The sequence below is a fragment of the Sphingomonas bisphenolicum genome (assembly GCF_024349785.1).
GTDB lineage: Bacteria > Pseudomonadota > Alphaproteobacteria > Sphingomonadales > Sphingomonadaceae > Sphingobium > Sphingobium bisphenolicum.
In genome coordinates this window covers 1,080,241-1,104,651 of sequence record NZ_AP018817.1, presented here as the reverse complement: position 1 = coordinate 1,104,651, position 24,411 = coordinate 1,080,241, and the positions used below count along the sequence as shown (strand labels likewise).

Sequence of the window (24,411 nt, the reverse complement as noted above, 5' to 3'; positions counted from 1 at the left end):
GGTCAAAGCGGTGTTGCGGAACGTTGATGCCAACGTCTGGGTCTCCCTTGTCACGGCATTGGATAGTTGGCCGGACGCTATGCGCCCCTGCCAACAACAGAATGAACGAAACAGCGTTCGGGTTCCTAACGCTTTAGCACCGGCTCATCGCGGAAAAGGCGCCGGCCATGGCAAAATCGGCCGTGCGCCGTGCCGTGGCCGCGGCGGCCAGCGCATCTTCGCCCCATAGTTCGACCTGCCACGCCGCGTCGATTTCGGCCGCCTGCCACACCCGGTCGAGGTCATGTCCCCCCTCGACGATCGCCAGCCCGCAGACGAGCGATCCGCTGAGCGACACCAGCGTCGACAGGCCGACCAGCGTGAAAGGATCGCAGGCCGCGACCGCCGCGCCCAGCCGGGCGAGCGTTTCGGGCGGCTGCGGCACCGGGATGATCCCCTGCGTAACGGCGAACGTCACGTCGTAGCGCGTCCGCGCCCAGTCGAGCAGCGGCTCCCACGCCGCTGCCTGCCGCGCGACCAGCGTCGCCGGCCCGTCGGCGCGATAGCAGAGCAGGTCGGTTTGCGCATATTGCGCTATCCCGTCGGCAAAGGCTGCCGGCCTGGGCGCGACATGATCGATCGCCGCATTGGCGAGGCCGGTCATCGGCATGGACGGCGGATCGACCGTCTCCCCCTGTGCCCGCCATTCCTGCGCGACCGCTTCGGCCAGCGCGGGCGTCGGCAGCACCAGCAGCGCGCGCGCCGGGGTGCGGACGGCGCGGCCGTCCAGCCGGATGGCGAAGCCGCCATCCTCGGCGACCATCGTCACGTCGGTGTAGAAACGCTTCATTGCGGCGGCCGCGTGCGGAACAGCGCCAGCAAAATGCGCGGCACGGCGATGAACTGGAACAGGCCGGTCACCACCATGATCGCGCCGAATGCCTTGGCCTTGTCGCCCTGCACCCAGGCGAAGCGCTGCATGATGGCAAGAAAGCCGAACATCACGATCAGCGCACCCGACAGGCGAAACAGGCCGATCGCGAAATGGCGCTGGCGCGCGACCGAATCGGGATTGGGTTTGGGCGGCGGAGCGGGCGGAAGATCGGTCATGGCGCGCCGATATGGCCGCGTAATTCCGCGCTGTCCATCGCCACCGCATGGGCGCCCGCCGCGACCAGTTCGCCCGGCAGATGATAGCCCCACGCCACGCCGATGCTGCGCACGCCCGCGGCCAGCCCCATGGCGATGTCGAAGCTGGTGTCGCCGATCATCACCGTGGTGTCGGGCGCCGCCCCCGCTTCCGCCATCGCGGTCATCAGCATCGAGGGGTGCGGCTTGGACGGGTGGCGATCGGCGGTCTGCAGCGTCACGAACCGGTCGATGATACCATGATGGGTGAGGCACAGGTTGAGGCCGCGGTCCGACTTGCCGGTCGCCACCCCCAGCAACCATCCCGCCGCGTCCAGTTCCGCCACCAGATCGGCGATGCCGGGATAGAGCGGTTCCTGCACCCCCTGCTCGCGCCGCATCGCCTGGAACGCCAGCTTGTAGCGATCGGCCAGATGATCGTGGAAATCCGCCTCCGCATCGGGCAGCAGCCGCGCCATCGCGACCGGCAGCGACAGGCCCACCGCCGACAGGATCGCCAGCCGTTCGGGCGGCGGCAGTTGCACATCCTCGAAGGCGCGGACCATGGCGGTGCAGATGCTGTGCTGGCTGTCGACCAGCGTGCCGTCGCAATCGAAGACGACCAGGCGATTGCTCATGCCGCGTCCCCTTCGCCCAGAGTCGCCCGCATCAGCGCCGCCAGCGGCGCATTGCCACCGGCGTCCAGCGCATCGGCCACGCCGATCCGCGCCGCTTCCGGCTTGTCCTGCCCCAGCTTGGCAGTGCCGTGCAGCGCGTCCACCCGCATGGCGAAGCCGACGAGCCCACCGAGCAGCCGGTCGAACTGGCCCGCCCCCATCTTGTCGCGGGTCCAGACCGGCTTTGGCGCCAGCCGCCGCTCCTGCTCCTGGGTGAGCGCATCGATCTGCGCAATCGTCGCGTCCCGGTCCAGCCGCGCCATCGGCCCGCGCAATTCGGCCGACAGATAGTTCCAGGTCGGCACCTTGTCGGGCAGGCCATACCAGTCCGGGCTGACATAGCCATGCGGCCCGGTAACGACGATCAGTGCGTCCGCTCCGTCCAGATGCCGCACGATCGGATTGGCGCGATGGATGTGCAGGCCGATCCGCCGATCGTCCAGCCAGACGACAGGCAGATGCACCACATGCATCCTGTCGGGCGCGGCGACGCAGAGCAGGCCGAAGCCCGCCTGTCCCACGAAATCGCGGATCGCCGCCTCATCCGTCCAGCGATAGGGCGCCCCCGGCGTCATTCGCCGCGGCCGCCACCCCGCGACCGGCGCTCGCCCTTGCGATCCTTGCGCACCTGCTTGGCGTGCTGGCGCGCGAACTTCTTCTCGTCCTCGCGGGTCGGGGTCCGGTCGATCTCGTCGTCCAGCGGCATGTCGCCCAGGGAGAGGTCGAAGCCCAGATCCTCCAGGCTGTTGGCGAAATGGGTCGGCAGGTCCGCCATCACGTCCACCCGCCCGCCATCGGGATGATCCACCCGGATGCGGCGCGCATGCAGGTGCATCTTGCGGCTGATCGACCCGGTCAGGAAACTGTCCTTGCCGCCATATTTGCCGTCGCCCACGATCGGGTGGCCGATCGCCGCCAGATGGACGCGCAACTGGTGCGTTCGGCCGGTATAGGGTTGCAGCTCGACCCAGGCGGCGCGGTTGCCGGCCCGTTCGATCACGCGATAGCGCGTGCGGGCGGGCATCCCCTCTTCCTCGTCCACATGCATCTTCTCGCCGCCGGTGCCCGGCTGCTTGGCGAGCGGCAGCTCGATCATGCCGTCATTGATCGACGGCACGCCGATCACCAGCGCCCAATAGACCTTGCGCGCGGTGCGGCTGGAGAAAGTCTTGGCGAAATGCGCGGCCGACCGGCTGGTCCGCGCCAGCAGCAGCGCGCCCGACGTGTCCTTGTCCAGCCGGTGGACCAGCTTGGGGCGCGATTCGGAATCGAACAGCAGCGCGTCGAGCAGCTTGTCGACATGCTCGTCGGTCTTGGTCCCGCCCTGCGTGGCCAGCCCCGGCGGCTTGTTGATGACGATGGCCTGCGCATCGCGATGGATCACCATCTCCTGCGCATAGGCGATCTCGTCGGGCGTCAGGTCGATGACGCGGACGCGCTTCGCCTTTTCGGGCATATCGGGCCGCGCTTCGGCGGGGGGGACGCGGATCGTCTGCCCCTCGACGATGCGGTCGCCCGGCGCGGCGCGCGCGCCATCGACCCGCAACTGGCCGGTGCGCGACCAGCGCGACACGATATTGAAGCCGACATCGGGCAGATGCCGCTGGAACCAGCGGTCGAGGCGGATGCCGTCATCGTCGGCGGCCACGCGGAACTGGCGCACGTCGAGCGACACGCCCTTGGCGGCGCTGCTCTTGGCGGCGACGGGCTTGGCTGCGGCCGGTGCGGCCTTGGCCGCGGCGGGCGCAGCGGCTTTCGTGCGGGGCTTGAACGGCGGCTTGCCGCCCTCCCCCTTGCGCGCACTTGCCGCCTTCGCGCCCCCACGGGCGCGGCCGGGCGCGCCGGGCTTGCCGTCGGCGGATTTCCGGTCGAACTTGCGGTCAGCGGGCTTTTTATCACCCGGCTTCTTGTCGCCGAAGCGCTTGTCCGACGGCTTGCCGCTTGCGGATCGGCCCGCAGGCTTGCCGTCGCGCGGCCTCTTGCCGCCGGTCGCGCCCGCGCCGGGCCTGGCGGGAGGACGCCCCTTCATGCCACGACGCTCCGCATCACGGTCAGGCCCACGCACAGCGCCACGATCGCGCCGATCACCGACGCCAGCGCATAGCCGCTCGCCAGCAGGATATCGCCGCGCTGGATCATCAGCATGGTTTCGAGGCTGAACGCGGAAAAGGTGGTGAAGCCGCCCAGCACGCCCACGCCCAGCAACAGGCGGATCGGTTCGCCCGACACGCTGCCCCCGCGCGCCAGCCATCCGGCGAGCAGCCCCATGGCGAAACCGCCGATCAGATTGGCGGCGAAGGTACCCCAGGGCCAGGCCGTACCGGGCGCCATCTGCCCGGCGAAGCGCCCCAATTGATAGCGCAAGGCGGCGCCCACGGCGCCCCCGCCCATCACAAGAAACATATTGGTCATGCAAAGCGCCCTATAGCGAATCCGTCGAAGGGGAAAGCGCGCAATCAGGCGGTTGTGACGAGCTGCGCCACCGGCCGCCGATGCGCCGCGATGCAGGTCACGACGCTCAGCACCACCAGCAGGAAGGCCGCGCTCTCCAGCCCGGTCGGCCAGCGCCCTTCCCAGGCGAAGCCATAGATCAGCGCGAAGGCGGTTTCGAACAGGATCATCTGCCCGACCATGGTCAGCGGCAATAACCGGCTCGCCCGGTTCCACAGCGCGTTGCCCACGATCGAGGCCAGCAGCGCGACAGCGACCGAGACGGTGGCGAACTGCGTCCAGGCGGCGGCGTCATGCCGGCCCAGCCCCAGCCACAGCACGACCGGCAGGAACAGCAGCGCCTGGCATCCTGTCGCCAGCCCGATCAGCAGGTTCCAGTCCTGCGCTGGCATGTCGCCCTGCCGCCGCAGCCAGTGATTATTGCCGATGGCGAAGGCGGTCCAGGAGATCAGCGCCCCGACCGCGCAGGCAAAGCCCAGCAGCCGCGTCGCCACCGGCCCCGGTCCGGGCATGACCACCGCCTGCCAGCCGATGCACAGCGCGCCGGCGACGCACAGCAGCAGCGAGGGCGCCAATTGTCGCAGCGGCACCGCGCCCGCCTCCCGGCTGCCGATGATCGTCACCGCCACCGGCAGGAAACCGACCACCAGCGATGTCATGGCGACGCCGCCCATCTGCACCGCGCTCACCAGCAGCACATAGTAAAAGAGGTTGCCGGCCAGCGCGAGCCAGGCCAGCGCCCACAATAGGCGCGGCGTCATCCGCGCAGCCAGCATCCGCCAGCGCGGCGCGACGAGGATCAGCGACAGCGCGCCATAGGCCAGATAACGGCCGACCGCCTGCTGCAACGGGGTGAAGCCGCGCACCACTTCGGGCGCCACGAACACCAGCCCCCACAGAGCCCCCGCGCCCACACCGCACGCGATGCCCGCCAGCATCGTTCCGCCTGATCCCTTGGTCATACCCGTCCGTCTTTCCCGCCCGACCGCCTGTCGATCCCGAATATTATCATCACAACAGCGGGAAAAATGCTCTTGATTGCCCCAGAAAATGCAACAATTACTCGTCCATGCCCGATATGCGCACTCCAGACCCGTTCGACCGCGCGATCCTGCGAATCATCCAGCGCGACAATCGCACGCCGCAACGCGCCATCGCGCAGGCGGTGAACCTCTCCACCGCAGCGGTGCAACGCCGCATCGCCGCCATGGAAAAGGCCGGGATCGTCGCCCGCAACGCCGCGATCGTCGATCCCGATGCAGTGGACCTGGACATCACCGCGATCGTCGAAGTCCATCTGACCGACGAACGCTCCGCCACGGTCGACCGCGCCAAGGCGCTGTTCCGCGCCGATCCGGCTGTGCAGCAATGCTATTATGTGACGGGCGGCTGCAGCTTCATCCTGTTGATCGTATCGCCCGACATGCGCCATTATGACGCCACCACCCGCCGCCTGCTGTCGGACACCGACTTCGTCGCCAGCTTCCACAGCTTCCTCGCCCTCGACCGGGTGAAGGCGGGGATGGAATTGGTGATAGCGTAAGGGAGGGTTGCGCGGATGGGTGGTTCCTTCCATTCCACTCCTGCCAGCGGCAGGGGGAACATGTCCATTTTTGGGCGATTTCGCGCGGTCTGCTTTGCGCGAGACTTCACGCGAAAGGCGACGTAAAAATCCGTCTACCTAGCGCCCGCTTCTGACCGCTCGCAGACTGCGCCAATAAGCAATCGCCTCGTTGCCCCACCCTCACAACCCCATTGCCCTCCGCGCCGGCCCCATTACTCTCCCCGCCATGTCGGAACGGAAACTCAGGGCGTGGCAGGCGGCGGGGCTGATCGACGCCGATACCGCCAGCGCGATCGGCGCGTGGGAAGCCGCGCATAGCCGGCCGATCGGCGTCTGGGCGATCGTCGGGCTGGGCGCGCTGACGATCGGGCTGGGGCTGGTGTCGATCGTCGCCGCCAATTGGGAGGCGATTCCCGGCACGGCGCGGCTGGCGATCCATTTTGCGATCATGGCCGCGCTCGCGGCATGGATCGGGTGGCGGTTGTTGAAAGGCGATCTGAACCCAATAGTCTGCGACGCCCTGCTCTTCGTGGCGGCGGTGCTGGGCCTCACCTTTTTCGGCCATCTGGGGCAGGTCTACCAGACCAGTTCGCCGCTGTGGCAGCCGCTGCTCGCCTGGCTGCTGCTCTTCTCGCCGCTGCTTCTATTGTTCGGGCGCGGCTGGCCGGTTGCGGGCCTGTGGATGGCAGGGCTGCTGGGCACGCTGTGGGCGCACGCCGACGATCATGACCGTGTCTGGTCCCTATTCGGTCGCGTCTCGCCGACGCATCCGTCGCTCTATTGGGGACTGATCGCCTGCCCGCCGATCCTGGTCGCCGGCGCCGCCGCCCTGATGCGCGACAGGAGCGATCGCCCCGCCTTCTGGCGGCTGATCGAACAAATGGCCGCTACGACGATCTTCGCGGGCGTCAGCATCGTCCTGCTGCTGCGCGGCTGGGACAGCGACAGCGCGATCCTGCCCGGCAGCGCCGCGATCCAGAGCGTCGCCCTGCTCTGCGCCGCCGCGGCGACCGCTTATGCCCGGCGCACCGCGTCCGGCCGCGCGACCGCAGCGCTGCTGGTCGTCGCGGCGGTACTGCATCTGGGCCAGGCGCTGCTGCCCGGTCTGAGCCACTACGCCAGCACCTGGATCGCCAGCCTGTTCTTCCTCGCGCTCTGGGGCGCGGTCGCCGCCGGTGCGATCCATGCCCGTTGGCGGCGCATCTTCCAGGCCGCCGTCGCGCTGGTCGCGCTGCGCATCATCATCCTCAGCTTCGAACTGAATGACGATTTGCTGGGCAGCGGCGTGGGGCTGATTCTGTCGGGCCTGTTCGCCATGGCCGTCGCCTGGGCCACGATCCGCCTGTCGCGCCGTTATGCCCCTGCGCGCGGAGAGGGCGCATGACGCCAGCCCGCCATCGCCTGATCCTTGCCGCCGCGCTGCTGCTGCCGCTCGCCGCCCTGTTGGCAAGCTGGGCCATGATCCACCGGCAGGCGCAGCAGGGGGAGGACTGGCTGATCCCGATCGAGGGCTATGACCCGCGCGACCTGCTGCGCGGCCATTATGTGCGCTATCGCTACGCCTGGCCGACCGCGCCGTTGCGCGAGGGGGAGAGCCGGGTCGACCCCGCTTATGCCAGCGCCCTGTGCGTCACCGGCATCGCGCCGCACATCCGAACGGTGCGCCCTGTATCCCCAACGGATGCGACCGGGGACTGCGCCATCATCCTCCGTGCGACATTGGGCGCGCGGCAGGAGGTCCGCAGGCTTGAAAGCGGGATATTCTACGCCTCGCAGGGCCAGGCGATCGCCCTCTCCCGCAAGCTGGCCGATCCGCGCCTGCAAGGGCTGGTCCGCGTCCGGGTCCGCGCCGACGGCGTCATGCGCCCGGTCGCGCTGGACTTCCGCCCCCGCCCGAAACCGCAGGTTGCGCCCTAAAGCTCCAGCCCGATCAGCGTCCCGCTGCCGATCTGGTCGACATGCCGCTTGCCGTCAATCTCCAGCCAGTCGGGCGTCACCTCCAGCCGGCGGCCGTTGATCGTGGTGCGCAGATGCTCCACCGCGATCCGGTTGCGCGCGACGATCCGCAGCACCGCAAGGCCATCGCCCCGCGCCGCCATCATGCTGTAGCGGTCGCCGCGCAGCAGGAAATGCCAGCTACCATCGGTCGGCTTCCATTCATTGCCGTCGATGATCTGCGTCGCCACCCCGTCGGGCGAGCCCAGCCGCACGCTGATCCGCGTCGCGCCATTGGTCCGGCGCGGCGGCGCGAAGATCAGGATCGGCTCGCCCTCCAGCGTGATCGGGATCGGCGTGTCGCGCAGCAGCCGCGATCCACCGACGATCAGTTGCGGCAATTCCGCCGAAAAGGGCAGCCGGTCGCGCGCGAAATGGCGCTGGCGCACCACCGGATTGGCGTGGAAGCTGTGGACCTGGGTCGCGGTCAGCCGCCCTTCCTCCACCAATCCGTGGCATGTCGGGCACAGCAAGGTCGCCCCCGGCCCGTCCGGCAGCCCCAGATAGCGGTAGATGGTGACGCCGCACCGCACGCAGGCAAAGCCGCAGGCGTGGCGGATTTCGGCGCGCTGCTCGGCCGTCAGGTCCGGCAAAGACGGCATCACTCGCAAACCAACCATGGAAGACGACCCCTTATCCCGCCGTTCACCCCTTTGTGAACGGACGTTCCTGACATGGCGTCCTCTTGCGAATTGAGGCTCTGCGGCCCCTCTTTTGTTAACCCTATCGTTGAAATAAATCGGCTCAAGTCAAGGGGCTGGACGAAATAGTCTATCTTTGCGGCAGCAGGTCCAGGTTGCGCGCGGCGGCGATCGCGCGGATGCGGTCGGGCCGCGGCATGTTCTTGATCGCGATTTCGGCGATATCGCCGGCACTGAACAGCTCGACATGGCCGACGCCGAAGATGCGCTGGCCCAGGCTTTGAGTGATGCGCACCGACCGAATGGAGGACAGCGCGACCTCGGTCCGCTGCTTGGCCAGCAATCCGCGCTCCATCAGCACTTCGCGCTCGCTCAGCGCCAGTCGTTCGCCCTTGTGCAGCACCCACCAGATCGCGATCGCGACGATGCCGACCACCGAAACCAGCAGCAGCAGGAACAGGACGGGATGCGCCCGGAACATCGCAGGATGCTCGTCATACAACCAGGTATCGCTCACGCCGCCTCCGTCGCTACAGCCCGCCGACTTGACCATGGCCCGGCCGATCCGTCAACCGGCCAGTCCGTGAGGCCGCACGCCGTTGCAAAGCGGCGCTCCGGCTGGTTAACCGAAATTTTCCATAAGCGATGGTAAAGCATCCGCTCCATTTGGGATGCACCATGGCACGCAATCTGTACGACGTCGGCGATCGCCACCCGGATGACGCCGGCGCCTGGCTGAACGACAAGCAGGAACAGCGCACGCGCGTCGTCCCGATCGGCCTGCTGCTTGCCGCGCTCGGCATTGCCGGGGCCGTGGCGTTGCTCATCGCACATATTCTGCCCGCCCCCGGCGACGCCGCGAAAGACGTCGCCGCGCCCACCAGCATCAACGCACGGTTCGCGCTGTGCGACGACGTCCGGGGCGACGCCTGCATCCTGTCCGCCAACGCCTATGCCTGGCGCGGCACACGCTATCATCTCTCCGACATCAGCGTCCCCAGCGACACCGCCCCCCGCTGCTCGGCCGAAGCCGCGCGCGCGCAAAAGGGCCGCGCCGCGCTGGCCGCGATGCTGAACGGCGGCGCGTTCGAGGCCCGGCCCGACGCCGCCGATCCCGATCCCTCCGCCCGGCTGCTGCTGCGCGACGGCGTGTCGATCGGCCAGTTGATGATCCTTAAGGGCCATGCCAGGGCTTGGTCGCGCAACCCGATCGACTGGTGCGCGTCCTGATCGCCATATTTTCGCCGCTCTGCATATACCAGTACGGGATATTTATGCGGACCTGCAAGCAACGCATTGCTCCGCCATCGACTATGCGCCCCGCCGCCGATGGGGCGGCCCCGGTCGCGCGGTATCCCGATTGCAGGGCAATCCCACCGGTGCGGCTGGACGCCCGAGAGCCTTCATCCCCCCGGCGCAGAAAAAGAGGTTGGATCGATGCCGGGCCAGTCGGCTACGGGCTAGAGACAGATAGGGGATACAGTATCTTCCCCTCTCATGCGCTCCTTATTTGCCATTGGGAAATATGGCGCTAAAACAAGAGAAACGGGTCGAAGATAGAGGGTCGTGACGAGCAATAACGCTAATCCTCACCATTATAGTCTCAGCGACGGCGATCTGAAGAGATCCGTAGACGAAGCTTGCGCCAACGACTTGTCGATCGAGCTTCCAGTTCGTTTTATCGTAGAGCTATCTGTAGCTCCGGACATCGATACCATTATGCAAGTGATAGCGCGCTGGTCGCGCGCGATTTTCCGTGCCGATCGCGTAACAATCGCTCTGCCGGTTGACGCTACGCATCTTCGCCTGGTGGCCATGGAGGGGAATGACGCCATTCCTTTGGATATGCCGGTCCCTATTGCCGGCACGATGGTCGGACGCGTCTTTGCGCAGGGGAAAGCGGAAATATGCCCCGACCTCACCTTATCGGAGGATTGGGACTGTAAAATGCTGACCAGCAAGGGGCTGCAGTCATGCCTGGATGTTCCCTTGCTGAGCGGGTCGCGCTGTTTTGGTACAATTAACATCGGTCATTGCCATAGAAATGCGCAGGATGTGGCGGACCTAATACGATTACAGGCTATGGCCCATTGGGTGGCGTCGTCGCTCCGCATTCATCATCAGGTGGACGAAATGCGGACATTGGCGGATATTGATCCGCTGACCGGTGCCCTGAACAGGCGCGCATTTGCTCGAAAATTCGCGGCCATGTCGGCCGACTGGGACGCCCGCGGCGACCCGAAAAAGGCGCAGTTGGGCATCGCCATGATCGATCTCGATCATTTTAAGGCCATCAACGACCGCTATGGACATTCCGCCGGGGACAGGGTGCTCATCCGTGTCAAGGAAGCCTTGGCGGACAGTTGCCGCGATGGCGATTTGATCGCAAGAATGGGAGGGGAGGAATTTTGTGTAGCGATACCCGATATCAGCCAGCCGGGAATGCTGACTGTGCTCGACCGTTTCACAAAAGCCATAGAATCCGTCTATATTCCCGAGGCGGACCAGCATATCAACGTTACGGCCAGCATCGGCGCGCTGCTGGTGCAGAGTAAAATGGACGATCAGGACAAGCTATTGTCCCTGGTGGATGGGATGATGTACCGCGCCAAGGAATCCGGTCGAAACAGGGTTCTCTTTTACCAATAGTCAGGATTGCGTCGGACTTTGCTCGTGGCGCCAATCCTCAACCTTCCTGCAACCGCGGAAGCATGAAACCGCGCTGTTGAAGCATCATTTTCCTGCGGCGGTGTCGAAATTCGGCGCTCCCGCCCGTCCCCTGACCGCCGCCAGCACCTCGCCCGCCAACCGCGCATAGTCGGCGCAGGCGCGTTGCATCGCGGCCTCGGCGCCCTCCCCGCGCAGGCGTCCGAAACAATGGCGGTTCTGCGCCGCGCGCATTTCGCGCAACCGCGCGCGCGCGTCCATCGCCAGCCCCAGTTGCGGCCCGGTGCGCCGCCAGGCCTCGGCCGCGCTATAGATGCGCCGACCCGGATGCACGCCCGGATCGCCCCCGGCCGCCGCGCCCAGCCGGTGGACCCGCCCCGCCTCCACGATCAGGTCGGTCAGGAACAGGTCCAGTTCGCGCAAACCGTTGCCGATCAACTTGGCCGGCATGGCGTCGCGCCGTCGCCCCGCCGCGTCGGGACAGGTGCCCAGCGACAGGCCATTGGCCAGAAACGCCGCCGCCCGCTCGATCCGTGCGACCTGCCCGGCCAGCCCATTGTCCGGTTGACCCTTGCCGGTCAACGGCCCGGACGTTGCGCCGTCACAGGACAAGATCGTTCCCGTTCAACGGCGGGACGATCCTGCGGCGCGGCGGTCGTTCATGGGATCAGCTTTCGTCGCCCATGCGCAGCGCGGCGATGAAGGCTTCCTGCGGAATCTGGACCGACCCATATTCGCGCATCCGCTTCTTGCCTTCCTTCTGCTTGTCGAGCAGCTTCTTCTTGCGGCTGATGTCGCCGCCATAGCATTTGGCGGTCACGTCCTTGCGCATCGCCGCGATCGTCTCGCGCGCGATCACCTTGCCGCCGATCGCCGCCTGGATCGGGATCTTGAACAGATGGCGGGGGATCAGGTCCTTCAGCCGCTCGCACATGCCGCGGCCGCGCGATTCGGCGGTGCCGCGATGGACGATCATGCTGAGCGCATCGACCGGCTCTGAATTGACCATGATGCTCATCTTGACCAGATCGCCCTCGCGATAGCCGATCTGGTGATAGTCGAAGCTGGCATAACCCCGGCTGATGGACTTCAGGCGATCGTAGAAGTCGAACACCACTTCGTTGAGCGGCAGTTCATAGGTCACCTGCGCGCGGCCGCCGACATAGGTCAGGTTCTTCTGAATGCCGCGCCGATCCTGGCACAGTTTCAGGATGGAGCCGAGATATTCGTCGGGGCAATAGATGATCGCCTCGATCCACGGCTCCTCGATCTCGTCGATCTTAGTGGGATCGGGCATGTCGGCCGGATTGTGCAGCTCGATCTCGCCCGCGCCATAGGTGAGCTGGATTTTGTACACCACCGACGGCGCGGTGGTGATGAGGTCCAGATCATATTCGCGGGTCAGTCGCTCCTGAATGATCTCCAGATGGAGCAGGCCCAGGAATCCGCAGCGGAAGCCAAAGCCCAGCGCCGCGCTGCTCTCCATCTCGAAGGAGAAGCTGGCATCATTGAGCCGCAGCTTGCTGATGCTGTCGCGCAGCTTGTCGAAGTCGTTGGCATCCACCGGGAACAGGCCGCAGAACACCACCGGCTGCACTTCCTTGAAGCCCGGCAACGGCTTGGCCGCCGGGTTCTTGACCGTGGTGATGGTGTCGCCGACGCGGGTCTGGCTGATATCCTTGATCTGCGCGGTGATGAAGCCGATCTCGCCCGGCCCCAGTTCGGGCAGTTGCTCGATCTTGGGCCGCATGCAGCCGACGCGGTCGACCAGATGTTCGGTGCCGCCGATCATGAACTTGACGTTCTGGCCCTTCTTGATGACGCCGTTCATCACGCGCACCAGGATGACGACGCCCAGATAGGGATCGTACCAGCTATCGACCAGCATCGCTTCCAGCGGCGCGTCGCGGTCGCCCTTGGGCGGCGGGATCTTCTTGACGATCGCTTCCAATATATCGTCGATGCCGATGCCCGACTTCGCGCTGGCCAGCACCGCCTCGGACGCGTCGAGGCCGATCACCTCCTCGATTTCCGCGCGCACCTTTTCCGGTTCGGCGGCGGGCAGGTCGATCTTGTTCAGCACCGGCACGATCTCGTGGTCATGCTCGATCGACTGATAGACATTGGCCAGCGTCTGCGCCTCCACGCCCTGCGCGGCGTCCACGACCAGCAGCGCGCCCTCGCACGCGGCCAGGCTGCGCGACACCTCATAGGCGAAGTCGACATGGCCCGGCGTGTCCATCAGGTTCAGCTCATAGGTCTCGCCATTTTTGGCAACATAGTCGAGCCGGACCGTCTGGGCCTTGATGGTGATGCCGCGCTCCTTCTCGATGTCCATGTTATCAAGGACTTGCGCGCTCATCTCGCGGTCTGTCAGGCCGCCGGTGCGCTGGATCAGGCGGTCGGCGAGCGTCGACTTGCCATGGTCGATATGGGCAATGATCGAGAAGTTACGGATATGGCTGAGATCGGTCATTGCGCGCCGATAGCAGCAGTTGCGCCCCCTGTCAGCAGGATCGCGCACAGGATGACAAAGCCCGTCATCCATGGCCCACATTGCTTGGAAGCGTCCCTGCCCTGTGATACGCTTTCGCAAAAGACGGGGCGCACGACATTTTCTCGATCAAGCAACAAACGGGGTTCTTGAAATGCGTGGATTGAACAAGCTGACGGCGGCCATGGTCTGCCTGGCCATGGCGACGCCGCAAGCGATCGCAGCGGACAAGGGATCGTCGGGTCGTCAGGCCCAGACCAGGAAGCAGATGGAAATTCCCCGCTGCACCAAGCGCCTTGGCACCGTCGCCATCGTCGAGCCGGACAATCAGTGGTGGCGCGAACTGAACCTGGGCAGCCCGGAAGCGATCATCAAGCTGTTCGTCCAGCAGTCCGGTTGTTTCGGCATCGTCAATCGCGGCCGGTCGATGGCCAGCCGCAACATGGAACGCGCCATGGCGGATTCGGGCGAATTGCAGGCCGGGTCGAACCTGGGCAAGGGCCAGGTCAAGGCGGCGGACTATTTCATCCAGCCCGATATCGTCACCACCAACAAGAATAGCGGCGGCAACGCCCTTGGCGGGCTGGTCGGCGGCTTCCTGGGCGGACGGACGCTGGGTGCACTGGCCGGCGGCATCTCGGTCAAGAAGAGCGAGGCCAATGTCATGCTCTCCGTCGTCAACGCCCGCACCACCGAGGAAGAAGTGATGGCCGAGGGCTATTTCCGCAAGTCGGACCTGAGCTTCGGCGGCGGCGGCGGCCTGGGCTGGATGGGCGGCCTCGCCGCGGTCGGGGGTGGCGGCTACCAGAATACCGATATCGGTCAGGTGATCGTGCTGGCCTATCTGGACGCCTATACCAAGATGGTGACGCAGATGGGCGGCCTGCCCGAAAATGCGGCCGCTGCGGCGCCCGTCGCGCAATAAGGCGATAGCGCAGCTATAAGACGGGGCGCGGCCGACGACGGCGGCGCCCTTTTTGTTCAGCCCTCGCTGGTCACCGCACTCGTCGTGGCCAGTTGGGCGTCGCGGCGGCGCTTCCACCAGGCGATGATCGCTTCGCCGACGGGCCGCTCCACCACCCGGTTGATGACCGTGCCCAATGTCAGCGCCACGGTAAAGGCGGCGGCAAAGCCGAGCCACGGACTGTAGCCCGCCTTGGCGAACTCCAGCATGACGACGAAACCGACATGCTGGTGGATCAGATAGAAGCTGTAGCTGATCCCTCCCAGCCACAAGAGCGGACGCAGGCTGAGGAAGCGCAAATATCCATGGATCAGCGCGAGGTAGGTGATCATCAGGACACAGCCTACGATCGTCACGTCCCACGTCTCCATGGTCGCGATCGACAGCAGCGCGAGCGCCGCATAGGGGGCCTGCTGGATCAACGTCCGCTGACCCGACCAGAGGCGATAGGCCAGCATCCCGATCACGAAGAAGGGCGTATAGCGCAACACCAGCAGCATGATGATTCGTTCCGGCATGTCCGGCCACAGCCAGAACAGCCAGCGCACCGCCAGCCAGAACGCCAGCACCGGTTCCAGCCGCCGGATGCCGAAGAACCTCCAGATCGCGATCATGCAGAAATAGAAGGCGATCTCGACCGTCAGTGTCCAATAGGCGCCATCCACCTCCGGCATGAAGGCGAAGCCCTGGAGCATCGTGAAATTGGCGAGGATCGCGACCGGGCCGACCAGCAACTGCGTCGCCTGCGCCAGATATTCGATCCCCAGCGTCAGCAGCATCGCCACCAGATAGGCGGGATAGAGACGGGCGAAGCGATTGACGATGAAGTCGGCGACGGTACGGATGCGATCGAGCGTGAAGAAAATCGCGAAGCCCGAAATAGTAAAGAACAGCAGCACGCGATAATTGCCGCCGGGAAAGCTGAACGGCACATGCGAGGCTTGCGGAAACAGTTCGTGGAAGCGGGTCGAATAATGGAAAATCAGCACACACAGCGCGCCGATCCCGCGTAAAGCGTCCAATTCCGTCAAGCGGCCACGAGCGCGCAGCGATCCGTCCATGCGCCTCCATAGCAACAGCGGAGCAATGAATCTGCTACGATCATGGTTAACGGGCGCGGCCGATGCGCTTTTCTTTGCTGTTTTCTTTCCCGACAGCTTCGATCGGCCGCGTCGTGCCACGCGGCTCAGGGCGCAGGCGCTTCCGCCGCCCGTTTCAACCCCTGCAACTGCTCATCCAGCACCCGATCAACCAACGGCGCAATCCGGGCCGGAGGCGTACGCAGATAGCCCCCCACCACATAGGTCATGCGGACCTTCGTCCCCTTCCCCGCCGGCGTGAGCACAAGGTCGAGCGTACCGGTCGCCGCATCGGCCTGCAAAGGCCCCAGCGCGCCGGACAGGCGCAATTGCCGCCCCGGCGCGACATAGACGACGCGCCCATGCTCGACCGACCCCGACGCCCCGCCTGCCGCCGGGATCGTCTCGCAGAAGCAGCCGCCGGCGCGGGCATCCACGGTCATATTGGCCGAATCGCCGCTATAGCTGTGACTGTCACTCCACCAGCGGCCCGGCGTCAGCAGCAGTGCATAGACGGCATCGGGACCGGCTGCGATCTCGACGCTGCTTTCAATGACGAAACCGACATCGCCGGTGGCCGTAACGGCGGAATGGGCCGGGGCGGCCATCGCCGCACCAGCCCATCCCAATAATGTGATAATGCGCATATCCGCCCTCCCCTCGTCCGAAGGGCGGACACTAGCTCAGGCCGCGTCGCCGTCCAATATGGCCGCGATCGCCGCGCTCACCTCGCCCATATCGGCCATGCCATCGACCCGCGACACGATATCGCGCGCTTCGTAGATCGGCAGGATCGGCGCGGTCTTCGCGCGATATTCGGCCATGCGGGTACGCACGGTGTCCTCATTATCGTCCGGCCGGCGCTTGAATTCGTGACCGCCGCATTTGTCGCACGTGTCTTCGACCTTGGGCTTGTGGAACAGGTCGTGATAGCCCGCGCCACAGGTGCCGCAGGTGAAGCGACCGGTGATCCGCTCGACCAGCGCATCCTCGTCCACTTCCAGCTCGATCACATGGTCGAGCGTGCGGCTGCGATCCGACAATATGGTGTCGAGCGAATGGGCCTGCGCCTCGGTCCGCGGATAGCCGTCGAAAATAACGCCCGTCTCGGGCGCCAGCGCGTCGAGCGCCTCGCCGATGATGCCGGACACCACTTCGTCGGGAACCAGCGCGCCGGATTCCATCAGCGCCTTGGCCTGAAGTCCGACCGGCGTTCCGGCCTTCACCGCAGCGCGCAGCATGTCCCCCGTGGACAGTTGCACCATGCCGCGTTGCTCGACCAGTCGGCTCGCCTGCGTTCCCTTGCCGGCCCCCGGCGGGCCAAGCAGAATGATGTTCATTGCGCGCATACTCCCCTGTTGTGCGCCCTATCTGTGGTCGCCTAGCGCAGGCGCCCCTTGAGCTTCGCCTTCTTGATCAGGTCGCCATATTGGTGAGCGAGCAGATGGCTTTGAATCTGGGTCACGGTGTCCACCGTAACATTGACGACGATCAACAGGCTAGTCCCACCAAGGTAGAAGGGAATGCCCGCCCGCGCGATGGCGAATTCCGGCACCAGACAGATGAAGGCCAGATAGGCCGCGCCGATGACGGTGATGCGCGTCAGCACATAATCCAGATAATTTTCGGTATTCTTGCCCGGACGAATACCGGGAATGAAGCCGCCATTGCGCTTGAGGTTATCGGCCGTCTCTTCGGGATTGAACACCACGGCGGTGTAGAAGAAGCAGAAGAAGACGATGCCCAGACCATAGAGCCCCATATAGACCGGGCTGCCATGCGACAGATACTGGTTCAGCGTCAGGACGAAATCGCCCCACTTGCTTTCGCCCGCCACGGTCTGGCCCGCAAATTGCGAGATGGTCAGCGGCATCAGCAACAGCGAGCTGGCGAAGATCGGCGGGATGACACCCGCGGTATTGACCTTGAGCGGCAGATGGCTGCGGTCGGCCTGCATCAGGCCCTGGCGGGTCTGGCGCTTGGGATATTGGATCAGCACCCGGCGCTGCGCCCGCTCCATGAAGCAGATCAGCAGGATCAGGCCCAGCGCCATCACCATGACGAACATGATGAGCAGGCCGGAGATCGACCCTTCGCTGCCCGACTTGAACAGATTGCTGAGCGTAACCGGCAACTGGGCGACGATGCCCGCCATGATGATGAGCGACACGCCGTTGCCGATCCCGCGCGACGTGATCTGTTCGCCCAGCCACATCAGGAACATGGTGCCGCCGATCAGCGACACGACCGCGGTCAGGCGGAACAGCAGGCCCGGTTCGATCACCGCCGCGACACCCGACTGGGCGCCGAAGCTTTCAAGGCCCACGGCGATGAAATAGCCCTGCACCGCAGTCAGGCCCACGGTGCCATAGCGCGTCCACTGGTTCAGCTTCTTGCGGCCGCTTTCGCCTTCCTTCTTGATCGCCGCGAGTTGCGGCGAGAGGCTGGCGCCGAGCTGAACCACGATCGACGCGGTGATATAGGGCATCACGCCCAGCGCGATCAGGCTCATGCGCGACAGCGACCCACCCGAGAAGGTGTTGAAGATGTCGAGGATGCCGCCATTGGTCTGGCTGTAGAGCTGCGACAGGGCGGTCGGATCGACGCCGGGCAGCGGCACGAAGCTGAGGAAACGGAAGACGATCAAGGCGCCCAGCGTGAACCACAGGCGCTTCTTGAGGTCGGTCGCCTGGCTGAACTTTGCGAGGCTGAGATTGGATGCGAGCTGGTCGGCTCTCGATGCCATGGTGGCTGCCCTTCAAATCACTCTTGCCGGGGTATCAAGCCCCGGAGCGGAATCGCTCATCCCTTAGCGGGACGGGTCCGGCGTGTCGAACGGGGAGTTGTCGCCGGTGCGACAAATGGATTCCCCCCGATACGCATGACCCCGCCAACCCATATCGGGCAGCGGGGCCGCGCTTGCAAGTCTGCGAAAGGCGGATCAGCCCTTCTGGGCGGCCTTCTTGGCGGCCAGGGTAGTGCCCTTCTTCGCCTTGGCCTTGTCCGCCGCCGGAACGACTTCGATCACGTCGACCTTGCCACCCGCCTTTGCGACCGCCTCGATCGCGCTCTTCGACGCGCCGGCGACCAGGAAGCTGACCTTGGCGGTCAGTTCGCCCTTGGCGAGCAGACGGACGCCATCCTTGCCGCCACGGGTCAGGTTGGCGGCGTTCAGCGCCGCCTGATCGATGGTTGCAGCCGCGTCCAGCTTGCCGGCGTCGATCGCCTTCTGCACGGCGCCCAGGTTCACGATCGCATAGTCGTTCGCAAAGATGTTGTTGAAGCCGCGCTTCGGGATGCGCATGTGGAGCGGCATCTGGCCACCCTCGAAGCCGTTGATGGCGACGCCCGAGCGCGCCTTGGCGCCCTTCTGGCCGCGACCGGCGGTCTTGCCCTTGCCCGAGCCGATGCCGCGTCCGACGCGCATACGACCCTTGCGGGCGCCATCATTGTCACGGATGTCATTGAGTTTCATATCGTGCACTCGCTTTCGCTTGGTTCGCGCTGAATTGGGAAGCGCGGCCCATAGCGGGATGCGGGAGGCTTGTCACCCCCTAATGCGTCATGGCAGCCAGGCCGTCGCCAGCATCGCAACCGGCGGGGCGGCGTTGGGGCATGGCCGCTTAACTTCGCACATTTCCCGCCCATTCAGACATTTCATGGCTAGAATAGGCTATTATCTTGCGCCTCTGCTTGCGCCCTTTGCATCCATCGCCACGCCAGTTTGCCATGGCCGAGCGTTGTAGGACAGCGCGCAAGCAACCGACGACGCCGCCAAAAAGGAAAGGGCCGATTCGCGAACGCGAACCGGCCCTTTTCAATCTTGCCGCAGGGCGAAGGGTTTAGCCTTCGACCACCGCCACCATGTGCGGCAGCTTCTTGATCGCACCGCGGACTTCCGCCGTGTCTTCAAGCTCCACCACGCGGTGCATCTTGCCTAGGCCCAGGCCGATCAGAATCTTCTTCTGGTCGGCGGGGCGACGGATCGGCGAACCGATCTGCTTGATCTTGATTTTCGCCATGTCGCTTACTCCACAATCGCGTCGGCGTCAGCCGCCGCGACTTCGACCGAAGCGCCACCGCGACGAAGCAGGTCGGCGACCTTCTTGCCGCGACGCTGCGCCACCGACTTGGGGCTGGTCTGCTCGACCAGCGCCGCGAAGGTCGCACGGATCATGTTATAGGGGTTCGACGTGCCGTTCGACTTGGTCACGACGTCCGCGACGCCGAGGCTTTCGAACACGGCGCGCATCGGACCGCCGGCGATGATACCCGTACCGGCCGGGGCCGAACGGACCGTCACCTTGCCGGCGCCGAAATGGCCGAGACCGTCATGATGCAGCGTGCGGCCTTCCTTCAGCGGAACGCGGACCATCGCCTTCTTGGCGGCGGCGGTCGCCTTGCTGATGGCTTCCGGCACTTCGCGTGCCTTGCCATGACCGAAGCCCGCACGGCCCTTGCCGTCGCCGACGACGACCAGAGCCGCGAAACCGAAGCGCTTACCGCCCTTGACGGTCTTCGAGACGCGGTTGATGTGAACCAGCTTCTCGATCAGTTCTTCGCCCTGATCCTCGTCGCGGTTGCCGCCACGACGATCGTCGCGACGGCCACGGCCGCCACGCTCGCCACGGTTGCGATCATTGCCGCCACCGCCGCCGCGGTTGCCACGGCCACGGCCGGGACCACGACCTTCGGTTGGTGCAGTCGCCTCGGCGCCCTCGACGGGTGCGACGACTTCGTTGGTGTTTTCGTCAGCCATGATCAGAACTCCAGCCCGGCTTCACGGGCCGCATCGGCCAGCGCCTTGACGCGGCCATGGAACAGGAAGCCACCACGGTCGAACACGACGCGGGTGACGCCGGCAGCGGTCGCCGCGGCGGCGACGCGCTTGCCGACATCGGCAGCCGCTTCGGACGTGGCGCCGGTCTTGCCGCGCACGTCCTTGTCCAGGGTCGATGCGGCGGCAACGGTCTTGCCCTGCGCGTCATCGATGACCTGGGCGTAGATGTGACGGCCCGAACGGTGAACGCTGAGGCGCGGGCGGGTGCCCGAAACAGCCTTGAGCGCGGTGCGAACGCGGCGACGACGCCGCGCGAAGAGGGAAAGCTTTGCCATCTTACTTCTTCTTCCCTTCCTTGCGGAAGATGAATTCGCCGGCGTATTTGATACCCTTGCCCTTATAGGGTTCGGGCTTGCGCCAGCGACGGATCTCGGCCGCTACCTGACCGACCTGCTGCTTGTCGATGCCGCTGATCTCGACCGTGGTGTTATCCGGGGTCTTGATCTCGATCCCGTCGGGGATCGCGAAATCGACGTCATGGCTGTAGCCAAGCTGCAGCTTCAGGTTCTTGCCCTGCGAGTTGGCGCGGTAGCCGACACCGGTGATGAGCAGCTTCTTGGAGAAGCCCTCGGTCACGCCGGTGATCAGGTTCTGCACCAGCGTCCGCTGCATACCCCAGAAGGCGCGCGCCTGCTTGGTCTTGTTGGCCGGCTGCACGGAGATGCCGTCATTTTCCAGCGTGTAGCTGATCTCGTCGCGCATCTGCAGGGCCAGCGTCCCCTTGGGACCCTTGACCGACAGCTGCCCGCCTTCGATGGTTGCGGTCACCCCTGCGGGGATCGCGACCGGCTTTTTACCGATGCGGCTCATTAGAACACCTCCGCCAGCACTTCGCCGCCGACATTCTGTTCGCGCGCTTCGGCGTCGGACAGAACACCGCGAGGCGTCGAGACAATGGTGATGCCCAGGCCGTTGCGAATCACCGGAAGTTCCTTGGAACCCGAATAGACGCGGCGGCCAGGCTTGGAAACGCGGGCGACATGCTTGATCGCCGGCTGGCCTTCGAAATATTTCAGCTCGATGCGCAGGCCCGGGTGATTGCCGAGGGCTTCCTCGGAATAACCACGGATATAGCCTTCGCGCTGGAGCACGTCGAGCACGCGGGCGCGCAGCTTGGACGCCGGGGACATAACACTGTCCTTCTTCGCCTGCTGCCCGTTGCGGATGCGGGTGAGCATATCACCCAGGGGATCGGTCAATGCCATCTCAAATGATCCTTACCAGCTCGACTTGGTGACGCCGGGGATCAGGCCCTTGTTGGCCAGATCACGCAGCTGCACGCGGCAGAGGCGGAATTTGCGGTAATAAGCGCGGGGACGCCCCGTCAGTTCGCAGCGGTTCCGAACGCGGGTCGGATTGCCGTTGCGGGGGATCTCCGCCATCTTCAGACGCGCGATCAGACGATCGCTGTCATCGGCCGCGGTATCATTCGCGATCGCCTTGAGCTTGGCATAACGGCCGGTATATTTCTTCACCAGCTTCTTGCGGCGCTCGTTCTTGTTGATCGAACTCAGTTTCGCCATGACTTAAGTTCTCTTCCTTAGCTTAAGCGTTGGGAGAGAAGCGGGGCCTTATCAGGCCGCCTGCTTCTCTTCTTCCTGCGGGAAGGGGAAGCCGAAGAGGCGCAGCAGTTCGCGCGCTTCGTCGTCCGTCTTCGCGGTGGTGGTGACGATGATGTCCATGCCGCGCACCTTGTCGACGCGGTCATAGCTGATCTCGGGGAAGATGATCTGCTCCTTGATGCCGAAGGCATAATTGCCACGGCCGTCGAAGCTCTTCGGGTTGAGACCACGGAAGTCGCGCACGCGGGGCAGCGCGATATTGATCATGCGGTCAAGGAATTCATACATGCGCTCGCGGCGCAGTGTGACCTTGGCACCGATCGGCATGCCTTCACGCAGCTTGAACTGCGCGATCGACTTTTTCGCCTTGGTGATGACCGGCTTCTGGCCGGCGATCAGTTCCATTTCCTCGGCGGCCTGCGTGACCTTCTTCTTGTCCTGGGTCGCTTCGCCCACGCCCATGTTGAGCGTGATCTTGTCGATCTTGGGGACTTCCATGACGTTCTTGTAACCGAACTTCTCGGTCATCGCCTTGGCGATTTCAGCGTCATACTGCGCCTTGGAGCGCGGGATATATTTGTCGGCCATTACAGCACCTCACCGGACTTGACGGCGACGCGGACCTTCTTGCCGTCGCGGTCCTCGAAACGGACGCGGGTCGGCTTGCCATCCTTGTCGGCGACAGCGACGTTCGAAATGTGCAGCGGCGCAGGCTTGCGCTCGATGCCACCCTGCGGATTCGCCTGGTCGGGCTTGCGATGCTTGGCATGCACGTTGATGCCTTCGACAAGAACCTTGTCGTCCTTGGGCATCACCTGCAGGACGGCGCCGGTACGGCCCTTGTCCTTGCCAGCCAGGACGACGATCTTGTCGCCCTTCTTGATCTTAGCAGCGCTCATTACAGCACCTCGGGAGCAAGGCTGATGATCTTCATGTGCTTCTTGGCGCGCAGCTCGCGAACGACCGGGCCAAAGATACGGGTGCCGATCGGCTCCTCGTTCTTGTTGATCAGCACAGCGGCGTTGCCGTCGAAACGGATGACCGAACCGTCTGCACGGCGGATATCCTTGGCGGTACGCACGATGACGGCGCGATGCACGTCACCCTTCTTCACCTTGCCACGCGGCGCAGCTTCCTTGATCGAGACGACGATGATGTCGCCCACGCCAGCGAAGCGACGCTTCGAGCCGCCCAGCACCTTGATGCACTGGACGCGCTTGGCGCCGCTGTTATCAGCGACGTCAAGATTGGATTGCATCTGGATCATTGGATCCGGTTCCTTCTTATTTGGCCTACCGGGGCAATTCCCGGCGGTTCCGAATTCATCTGCCTAGAGCTCGGTGACTCTACGCGAAGCGCGGGCCTGTAACCCTTTCCGAAGGAAAAGGCCAGCCCCGCGCCGCATTTTTCACCGAAGGCTCAGCGAGCCGTCCCTCAGGCCGCCGTTTCCGGCGACTTGTGGGTGTCCACGCGCTCGATCACCTTCCAGGTCTTGAGCTTGGAAATCGGGGCGGTCTCTTCGATTCGGACCGTCTCGCCTTCCTTGTAGACATTGCCCTCGTCATGGGCATGGTACTTCTTCGAACGGCGGATGATCTTGCCGTAGAGCGCATGCTTAACCTTGCGCTCTACACGAACCACCACCGTCTTGTCGGTCTTGTCGGAAACCACCGTTCCCGTCAGCACGCGCTTGGGCATCGTGTGTTTCCTTTACTTCGCGGCGGAGCTGTTACGCTCCGTCTGCAGGGTCTTGATCTGCGCGATCGACCGACGGACTTCCTTGACGCGGCTGGGCTTTTCCAGCTGGTTGGTGGCCGCCTGGAAACGCAGATTGAACTGCTCGCGCTTCAGGTTGTTCAGTTCGGTCGACAGTTCGTCGTCCGTCTTGGTCTTCAGGTCTGCAACATTCGCCATGTGCTTAACCCTCCAGATGCGAGGTGTCGCCGAGGCGGGCGACGACCTTGGTCTTGATGGGCAGCTTCATCGCGGCGCGCGAGAAGGCCTCTGCTGCGAGCGGACCGGGCACGCCGTCCAGTTCGAACAGGATGCGACCCGGCTTGACGCGGGCGGCCCAATATTCGACCGAACCCTTGCCCTTGCCCTGACGGACTTCGGCAGGCTTCTTGGAAACCGGCACGTCGGGGAACACGCGGATCCACAACCGGCCCTGACGGCGGATGTGGCGGGTGATCGCGCGGCGAGCCGCTTCGATCTGGCGTGCGGTGACGCGCTCGGGTTCCATGGCCTTGAGACCATAGGAGCCGAAGTTCAGGGCCGAGCCACCCTTGGCATCGCCCTTGATCCGACCCTTGAAGGTCTTGCGGAACTTCATTTTCTTCGGTTGCAGCATGACGCTATTACCTTCTTATC

General features: G+C 64.8%; 34 protein-coding genes. 6 read left to right on the top strand and 28 right to left on the bottom strand.

The annotated features are described in order from the left end of the window. Positions 1-133 precede the first annotated feature (133 nt). From SBA_RS05510 to SBA_RS05480, 7 genes are read right to left on the bottom strand one after another with little or no spacing between them, the layout of a single operon-like run. Positions 134-829, bottom strand: a complete 696-nt coding sequence (locus SBA_RS05510) for an ATP12 family chaperone protein (RefSeq protein WP_261936160.1) — start codon at positions 827-829, stop codon at positions 134-136. Further along, a complete protein-coding gene (locus tag SBA_RS05505; RefSeq protein WP_261936159.1) occupies positions 826-1,089 on the bottom strand; it encodes a hypothetical protein in 264 nt (87 codons plus the stop codon). The genes SBA_RS05510 and SBA_RS05505 overlap by 4 nt, the downstream gene beginning before the upstream one ends. After that, positions 1,086-1,745, bottom strand: a complete 660-nt coding sequence (locus SBA_RS05500) for an HAD-IA family hydrolase (protein ID WP_261936158.1) — start codon at positions 1,743-1,745, stop codon at positions 1,086-1,088. The genes SBA_RS05505 and SBA_RS05500 overlap by 4 nt, the downstream gene beginning before the upstream one ends. Further along, on the bottom strand, positions 1,742-2,359 hold the full coding sequence (locus tag SBA_RS05495) for an FMN-binding negative transcriptional regulator (RefSeq protein ID WP_261936157.1): 618 nt from the start codon (positions 2,357-2,359) through the stop codon (positions 1,742-1,744). Before SBA_RS05495 ends, SBA_RS05500 begins: the two co-directional genes overlap by 4 nt. Then, positions 2,356-3,813: an RluA family pseudouridine synthase gene (locus SBA_RS05490; protein WP_261936156.1), complete on the bottom strand. Its 1,458-nt coding sequence runs from the start codon at positions 3,811-3,813 to the stop codon at positions 2,356-2,358. Before SBA_RS05490 ends, SBA_RS05495 begins: the two co-directional genes overlap by 4 nt. Further along, entirely contained in the window at positions 3,810-4,196 is a 387-nt protein-coding gene (crcB, locus tag SBA_RS05485) for a fluoride efflux transporter CrcB (RefSeq protein WP_224550544.1), read from the bottom strand. Before crcB ends, SBA_RS05490 begins: the two co-directional genes overlap by 4 nt. Before the next feature lie 44 nt (positions 4,197-4,240). After that, positions 4,241-5,197, bottom strand: a complete 957-nt coding sequence (locus tag SBA_RS05480; RefSeq protein WP_224550545.1) for a DMT family transporter — start codon at positions 5,195-5,197, stop codon at positions 4,241-4,243. Positions 5,198-5,304: 107 nt separating this feature from the next. Between SBA_RS05480 and SBA_RS05475 the strand changes: the two genes are divergently transcribed. The 3 genes from SBA_RS05475 to SBA_RS05465 all read left to right on the top strand — a co-directional run bounded on the left by SBA_RS05475 (position 5,305) and on the right by SBA_RS05465 (position 7,716). Beyond that, positions 5,305-5,778 (top strand): Lrp/AsnC family transcriptional regulator, encoded by a 474-nt coding sequence (locus SBA_RS05475; protein WP_261936155.1) that lies wholly within the window; start codon positions 5,305-5,307, stop codon positions 5,776-5,778. 247 nt (positions 5,779-6,025) lie between these two features. Further along, complete coding sequence (locus SBA_RS05470; protein ID WP_261936154.1) at positions 6,026-7,183, top strand: DUF2157 domain-containing protein; 1,158 nt, start codon at positions 6,026-6,028, stop codon at positions 7,181-7,183. Continuing rightward, entirely contained in the window at positions 7,180-7,716 is a 537-nt protein-coding gene (locus SBA_RS05465) for a GDYXXLXY domain-containing protein (protein WP_261936153.1), read from the top strand. The genes SBA_RS05470 and SBA_RS05465 overlap by 4 nt, the downstream gene beginning before the upstream one ends. On the opposite strand, the gene SBA_RS05460 is transcribed toward SBA_RS05465, so the two are convergent. Beyond that, entirely contained in the window at positions 7,713-8,414 is a 702-nt protein-coding gene (locus SBA_RS05460) for a hypothetical protein (protein ID WP_261936152.1), read from the bottom strand. The genes SBA_RS05465 and SBA_RS05460 overlap by 4 nt on opposite strands. Positions 8,415-8,565: 151 nt before the next feature. Continuing rightward, the gene (locus SBA_RS05455) at positions 8,566-8,952 is read right to left on the bottom strand and encodes a PH domain-containing protein (protein ID WP_224550549.1); all 387 of its coding nucleotides are present in this window, start codon (positions 8,950-8,952) and stop codon (positions 8,566-8,568) included. A gap of 161 nt (positions 8,953-9,113) precedes the next feature. Between SBA_RS05455 and SBA_RS05450 the strand changes: the two genes are divergently transcribed. Both SBA_RS05450 and SBA_RS05445 read left to right on the top strand, forming a co-directional pair. Next, positions 9,114-9,665, top strand: coding sequence for a nuclease (locus tag SBA_RS05450; RefSeq protein WP_261936151.1), 552 nt, complete (start codon positions 9,114-9,116; stop codon positions 9,663-9,665). Between the two features lie 336 nt (positions 9,666-10,001). After that, positions 10,002-11,084: a sensor domain-containing diguanylate cyclase gene (locus tag SBA_RS05445; protein ID WP_261936150.1), complete on the top strand. Its 1,083-nt coding sequence runs from the start codon at positions 10,002-10,004 to the stop codon at positions 11,082-11,084. 84 nt (positions 11,085-11,168) lie between these two features. Here SBA_RS05445 and SBA_RS05440 read toward each other — a convergent pair whose 3' ends face one another. Further along, a complete protein-coding gene (locus SBA_RS05440; RefSeq protein WP_224550552.1) occupies positions 11,169-11,714 on the bottom strand; it encodes a hypothetical protein in 546 nt (181 codons plus the stop codon). A gap of 55 nt (positions 11,715-11,769) precedes the next feature. Further along, complete coding sequence (lepA, locus tag SBA_RS05435; protein WP_224550553.1) at positions 11,770-13,578, bottom strand: translation elongation factor 4; 1,809 nt, start codon at positions 13,576-13,578, stop codon at positions 11,770-11,772. Positions 13,579-13,750: 172 nt separating this feature from the next. Between lepA and SBA_RS05430 the strand changes: the two genes are divergently transcribed. Next, entirely contained in the window at positions 13,751-14,521 is a 771-nt protein-coding gene (locus SBA_RS05430; RefSeq protein ID WP_261936149.1) for a CsgG/HfaB family protein, read from the top strand. 56 nt (positions 14,522-14,577) lie between these two features. On the opposite strand, the gene SBA_RS05425 is transcribed toward SBA_RS05430, so the two are convergent. The 17 genes from SBA_RS05425 to rplP all read right to left on the bottom strand — a co-directional run bounded on the left by SBA_RS05425 (position 14,578) and on the right by rplP (position 24,391). Then, positions 14,578-15,621 carry an acyltransferase family protein gene (locus SBA_RS05425; protein ID WP_261936148.1) on the bottom strand — a complete coding sequence of 348 codons (1,044 nt, stop codon included), beginning with the start codon at positions 15,619-15,621 and terminating at the stop codon, positions 14,578-14,580. A gap of 125 nt (positions 15,622-15,746) precedes the next feature. Beyond that, positions 15,747-16,286 (bottom strand): SRPBCC family protein, encoded by a 540-nt coding sequence (locus SBA_RS05420; RefSeq protein WP_224550556.1) that lies wholly within the window; start codon positions 16,284-16,286, stop codon positions 15,747-15,749. Positions 16,287-16,322: 36 nt separating this feature from the next. Then, positions 16,323-16,979, bottom strand: coding sequence for an adenylate kinase (locus tag SBA_RS05415; protein WP_224550557.1), 657 nt, complete (start codon positions 16,977-16,979; stop codon positions 16,323-16,325). Between the two features lie 41 nt (positions 16,980-17,020). After that, positions 17,021-18,385 (bottom strand): preprotein translocase subunit SecY, encoded by a 1,365-nt coding sequence (secY, locus tag SBA_RS05410; RefSeq protein WP_224550558.1) that lies wholly within the window; start codon positions 18,383-18,385, stop codon positions 17,021-17,023. 195 nt (positions 18,386-18,580) lie between these two features. After that, the gene (gene rplO, locus SBA_RS05405; RefSeq protein ID WP_261936147.1) at positions 18,581-19,114 is read right to left on the bottom strand and encodes a 50S ribosomal protein L15; all 534 of its coding nucleotides are present in this window, start codon (positions 19,112-19,114) and stop codon (positions 18,581-18,583) included. A gap of 367 nt (positions 19,115-19,481) precedes the next feature. Beyond that, positions 19,482-19,661: a 50S ribosomal protein L30 gene (rpmD, locus tag SBA_RS05400; RefSeq protein ID WP_066560520.1), complete on the bottom strand. Its 180-nt coding sequence runs from the start codon at positions 19,659-19,661 to the stop codon at positions 19,482-19,484. Positions 19,662-19,666: 5 nt separating this feature from the next. Further along, the gene (rpsE, locus tag SBA_RS05395; protein ID WP_261936146.1) at positions 19,667-20,398 is read right to left on the bottom strand and encodes a 30S ribosomal protein S5; all 732 of its coding nucleotides are present in this window, start codon (positions 20,396-20,398) and stop codon (positions 19,667-19,669) included. Between the two features lie 2 nt (positions 20,399-20,400). After that, complete coding sequence (gene rplR / locus SBA_RS05390) at positions 20,401-20,754, bottom strand: 50S ribosomal protein L18 (protein ID WP_066606453.1); 354 nt, start codon at positions 20,752-20,754, stop codon at positions 20,401-20,403. Position 20,755: 1 nt separating this feature from the next. Then, the gene (rplF, locus tag SBA_RS05385) at positions 20,756-21,289 is read right to left on the bottom strand and encodes a 50S ribosomal protein L6 (protein WP_066606456.1); all 534 of its coding nucleotides are present in this window, start codon (positions 21,287-21,289) and stop codon (positions 20,756-20,758) included. Then, positions 21,289-21,684: a 30S ribosomal protein S8 gene (rpsH, locus tag SBA_RS05380; protein WP_224550561.1), complete on the bottom strand. Its 396-nt coding sequence runs from the start codon at positions 21,682-21,684 to the stop codon at positions 21,289-21,291. Before rpsH ends, rplF begins: the two co-directional genes overlap by 1 nt. 12 nt (positions 21,685-21,696) lie before the next feature. Continuing rightward, a complete protein-coding gene (gene rpsN / locus SBA_RS05375) occupies positions 21,697-22,002 on the bottom strand; it encodes a 30S ribosomal protein S14 (protein WP_261936145.1) in 306 nt (101 codons plus the stop codon). Positions 22,003-22,053: 51 nt separating this feature from the next. Continuing rightward, positions 22,054-22,629: a 50S ribosomal protein L5 gene (rplE, locus tag SBA_RS05370; protein WP_224550562.1), complete on the bottom strand. Its 576-nt coding sequence runs from the start codon at positions 22,627-22,629 to the stop codon at positions 22,054-22,056. Next, positions 22,629-22,940 (bottom strand): 50S ribosomal protein L24, encoded by a 312-nt coding sequence (rplX, locus tag SBA_RS05365; protein WP_261936144.1) that lies wholly within the window; start codon positions 22,938-22,940, stop codon positions 22,629-22,631. Before rplX ends, rplE begins: the two co-directional genes overlap by 1 nt. Continuing rightward, a complete protein-coding gene (gene rplN / locus SBA_RS05360) occupies positions 22,940-23,308 on the bottom strand; it encodes a 50S ribosomal protein L14 (protein ID WP_056691686.1) in 369 nt (122 codons plus the stop codon). The genes rplX and rplN overlap by 1 nt, the downstream gene beginning before the upstream one ends. A 167-nt stretch (positions 23,309-23,475) precedes the next feature. Next, positions 23,476-23,739 carry a 30S ribosomal protein S17 gene (gene rpsQ / locus SBA_RS05355; protein ID WP_006960320.1) on the bottom strand — a complete coding sequence of 88 codons (264 nt, stop codon included), beginning with the start codon at positions 23,737-23,739 and terminating at the stop codon, positions 23,476-23,478. A gap of 12 nt (positions 23,740-23,751) precedes the next feature. Further along, positions 23,752-23,955 carry a 50S ribosomal protein L29 gene (rpmC, locus tag SBA_RS05350; protein ID WP_056691689.1) on the bottom strand — a complete coding sequence of 68 codons (204 nt, stop codon included), beginning with the start codon at positions 23,953-23,955 and terminating at the stop codon, positions 23,752-23,754. Between the two features lie 4 nt (positions 23,956-23,959). Further along, positions 23,960-24,391, bottom strand: a complete 432-nt coding sequence (rplP, locus tag SBA_RS05345) for a 50S ribosomal protein L16 (RefSeq protein WP_261936143.1) — start codon at positions 24,389-24,391, stop codon at positions 23,960-23,962. Positions 24,392-24,411 lie beyond the last annotated feature (20 nt).

Coding starts and splice junctions, on each gene's coding strand:
- SBA_RS05510 (WP_261936160.1), bottom strand. CDS start 829: ATGAAGCGTTTCTACACCGACGTGACGATGGTCGCCGAGGATGGCGGC.
- rpsE (WP_261936146.1), bottom strand. CDS start 20,398: ATGGCTGACGAAAACACCAACGAAGTCGTCGCACCCGTCGAGGGCGCC.
- rpmC (WP_056691689.1), bottom strand. CDS start 23,955: ATGGCGAATGTTGCAGACCTGAAGACCAAGACGGACGACGAACTGTCG.
- rplN (WP_056691686.1), bottom strand. CDS start 23,308: ATGATCCAGATGCAATCCAATCTTGACGTCGCTGATAACAGCGGCGCC.
- rplX (WP_261936144.1), bottom strand. CDS start 22,940: ATGAGCGCTGCTAAGATCAAGAAGGGCGACAAGATCGTCGTCCTGGCT.
- secY (WP_224550558.1), bottom strand. CDS start 18,385: ATGGCATCGAGAGCCGACCAGCTCGCATCCAATCTCAGCCTCGCAAAG.
- SBA_RS05415 (WP_224550557.1), bottom strand. CDS start 16,979: ATGAACATCATTCTGCTTGGCCCGCCGGGGGCCGGCAAGGGAACGCAG.
- SBA_RS05470 (WP_261936154.1), top strand. CDS start 6,026: ATGTCGGAACGGAAACTCAGGGCGTGGCAGGCGGCGGGGCTGATCGAC.
- SBA_RS05505 (WP_261936159.1), bottom strand. CDS start 1,089: ATGACCGATCTTCCGCCCGCTCCGCCGCCCAAACCCAATCCCGATTCG.
- rplR (WP_066606453.1), bottom strand. CDS start 20,754: ATGGCAAAGCTTTCCCTCTTCGCGCGGCGTCGTCGCCGCGTTCGCACC.
- rplE (WP_224550562.1), bottom strand. CDS start 22,629: ATGGCCGACAAATATATCCCGCGCTCCAAGGCGCAGTATGACGCTGAA.
- SBA_RS05425 (WP_261936148.1), bottom strand. CDS start 15,621: ATGGACGGATCGCTGCGCGCTCGTGGCCGCTTGACGGAATTGGACGCT.
- SBA_RS05460 (WP_261936152.1), bottom strand. CDS start 8,414: ATGGTTGGTTTGCGAGTGATGCCGTCTTTGCCGGACCTGACGGCCGAG.
- rpmD (WP_066560520.1), bottom strand. CDS start 19,661: ATGGCGAAAATCAAGATCAAGCAGATCGGTTCGCCGATCCGTCGCCCC.
- SBA_RS05420 (WP_224550556.1), bottom strand. CDS start 16,286: ATGCGCATTATCACATTATTGGGATGGGCTGGTGCGGCGATGGCCGCC.
- SBA_RS05490 (WP_261936156.1), bottom strand. CDS start 3,813: ATGAAGGGGCGTCCTCCCGCCAGGCCCGGCGCGGGCGCGACCGGCGGC.
- SBA_RS05475 (WP_261936155.1), top strand. CDS start 5,305: ATGCCCGATATGCGCACTCCAGACCCGTTCGACCGCGCGATCCTGCGA.
- rpsQ (WP_006960320.1), bottom strand. CDS start 23,739: ATGCCCAAGCGCGTGCTGACGGGAACGGTGGTTTCCGACAAGACCGAC.
- rplO (WP_261936147.1), bottom strand. CDS start 19,114: ATGAAACTCAATGACATCCGTGACAATGATGGCGCCCGCAAGGGTCGT.
- SBA_RS05465 (WP_261936153.1), top strand. CDS start 7,180: ATGACGCCAGCCCGCCATCGCCTGATCCTTGCCGCCGCGCTGCTGCTG.
- SBA_RS05450 (WP_261936151.1), top strand. CDS start 9,114: ATGGCACGCAATCTGTACGACGTCGGCGATCGCCACCCGGATGACGCC.
- crcB (WP_224550544.1), bottom strand. CDS start 4,196: ATGACCAATATGTTTCTTGTGATGGGCGGGGGCGCCGTGGGCGCCGCC.
- SBA_RS05480 (WP_224550545.1), bottom strand. CDS start 5,197: ATGACCAAGGGATCAGGCGGAACGATGCTGGCGGGCATCGCGTGCGGT.
- rpsH (WP_224550561.1), bottom strand. CDS start 21,684: ATGGCATTGACCGATCCCCTGGGTGATATGCTCACCCGCATCCGCAAC.
- lepA (WP_224550553.1), bottom strand. CDS start 13,578: ATGACCGATCTCAGCCATATCCGTAACTTCTCGATCATTGCCCATATC.
- SBA_RS05495 (WP_261936157.1), bottom strand. CDS start 2,359: ATGACGCCGGGGGCGCCCTATCGCTGGACGGATGAGGCGGCGATCCGC.
- SBA_RS05430 (WP_261936149.1), top strand. CDS start 13,751: ATGCGTGGATTGAACAAGCTGACGGCGGCCATGGTCTGCCTGGCCATG.
- rplP (WP_261936143.1), bottom strand. CDS start 24,391: ATGCTGCAACCGAAGAAAATGAAGTTCCGCAAGACCTTCAAGGGTCGG.
- SBA_RS05500 (WP_261936158.1), bottom strand. CDS start 1,745: ATGAGCAATCGCCTGGTCGTCTTCGATTGCGACGGCACGCTGGTCGAC.
- rpsN (WP_261936145.1), bottom strand. CDS start 22,002: ATGGCGAAACTGAGTTCGATCAACAAGAACGAGCGCCGCAAGAAGCTG.
- rplF (WP_066606456.1), bottom strand. CDS start 21,289: ATGAGCCGCATCGGTAAAAAGCCGGTCGCGATCCCCGCAGGGGTGACC.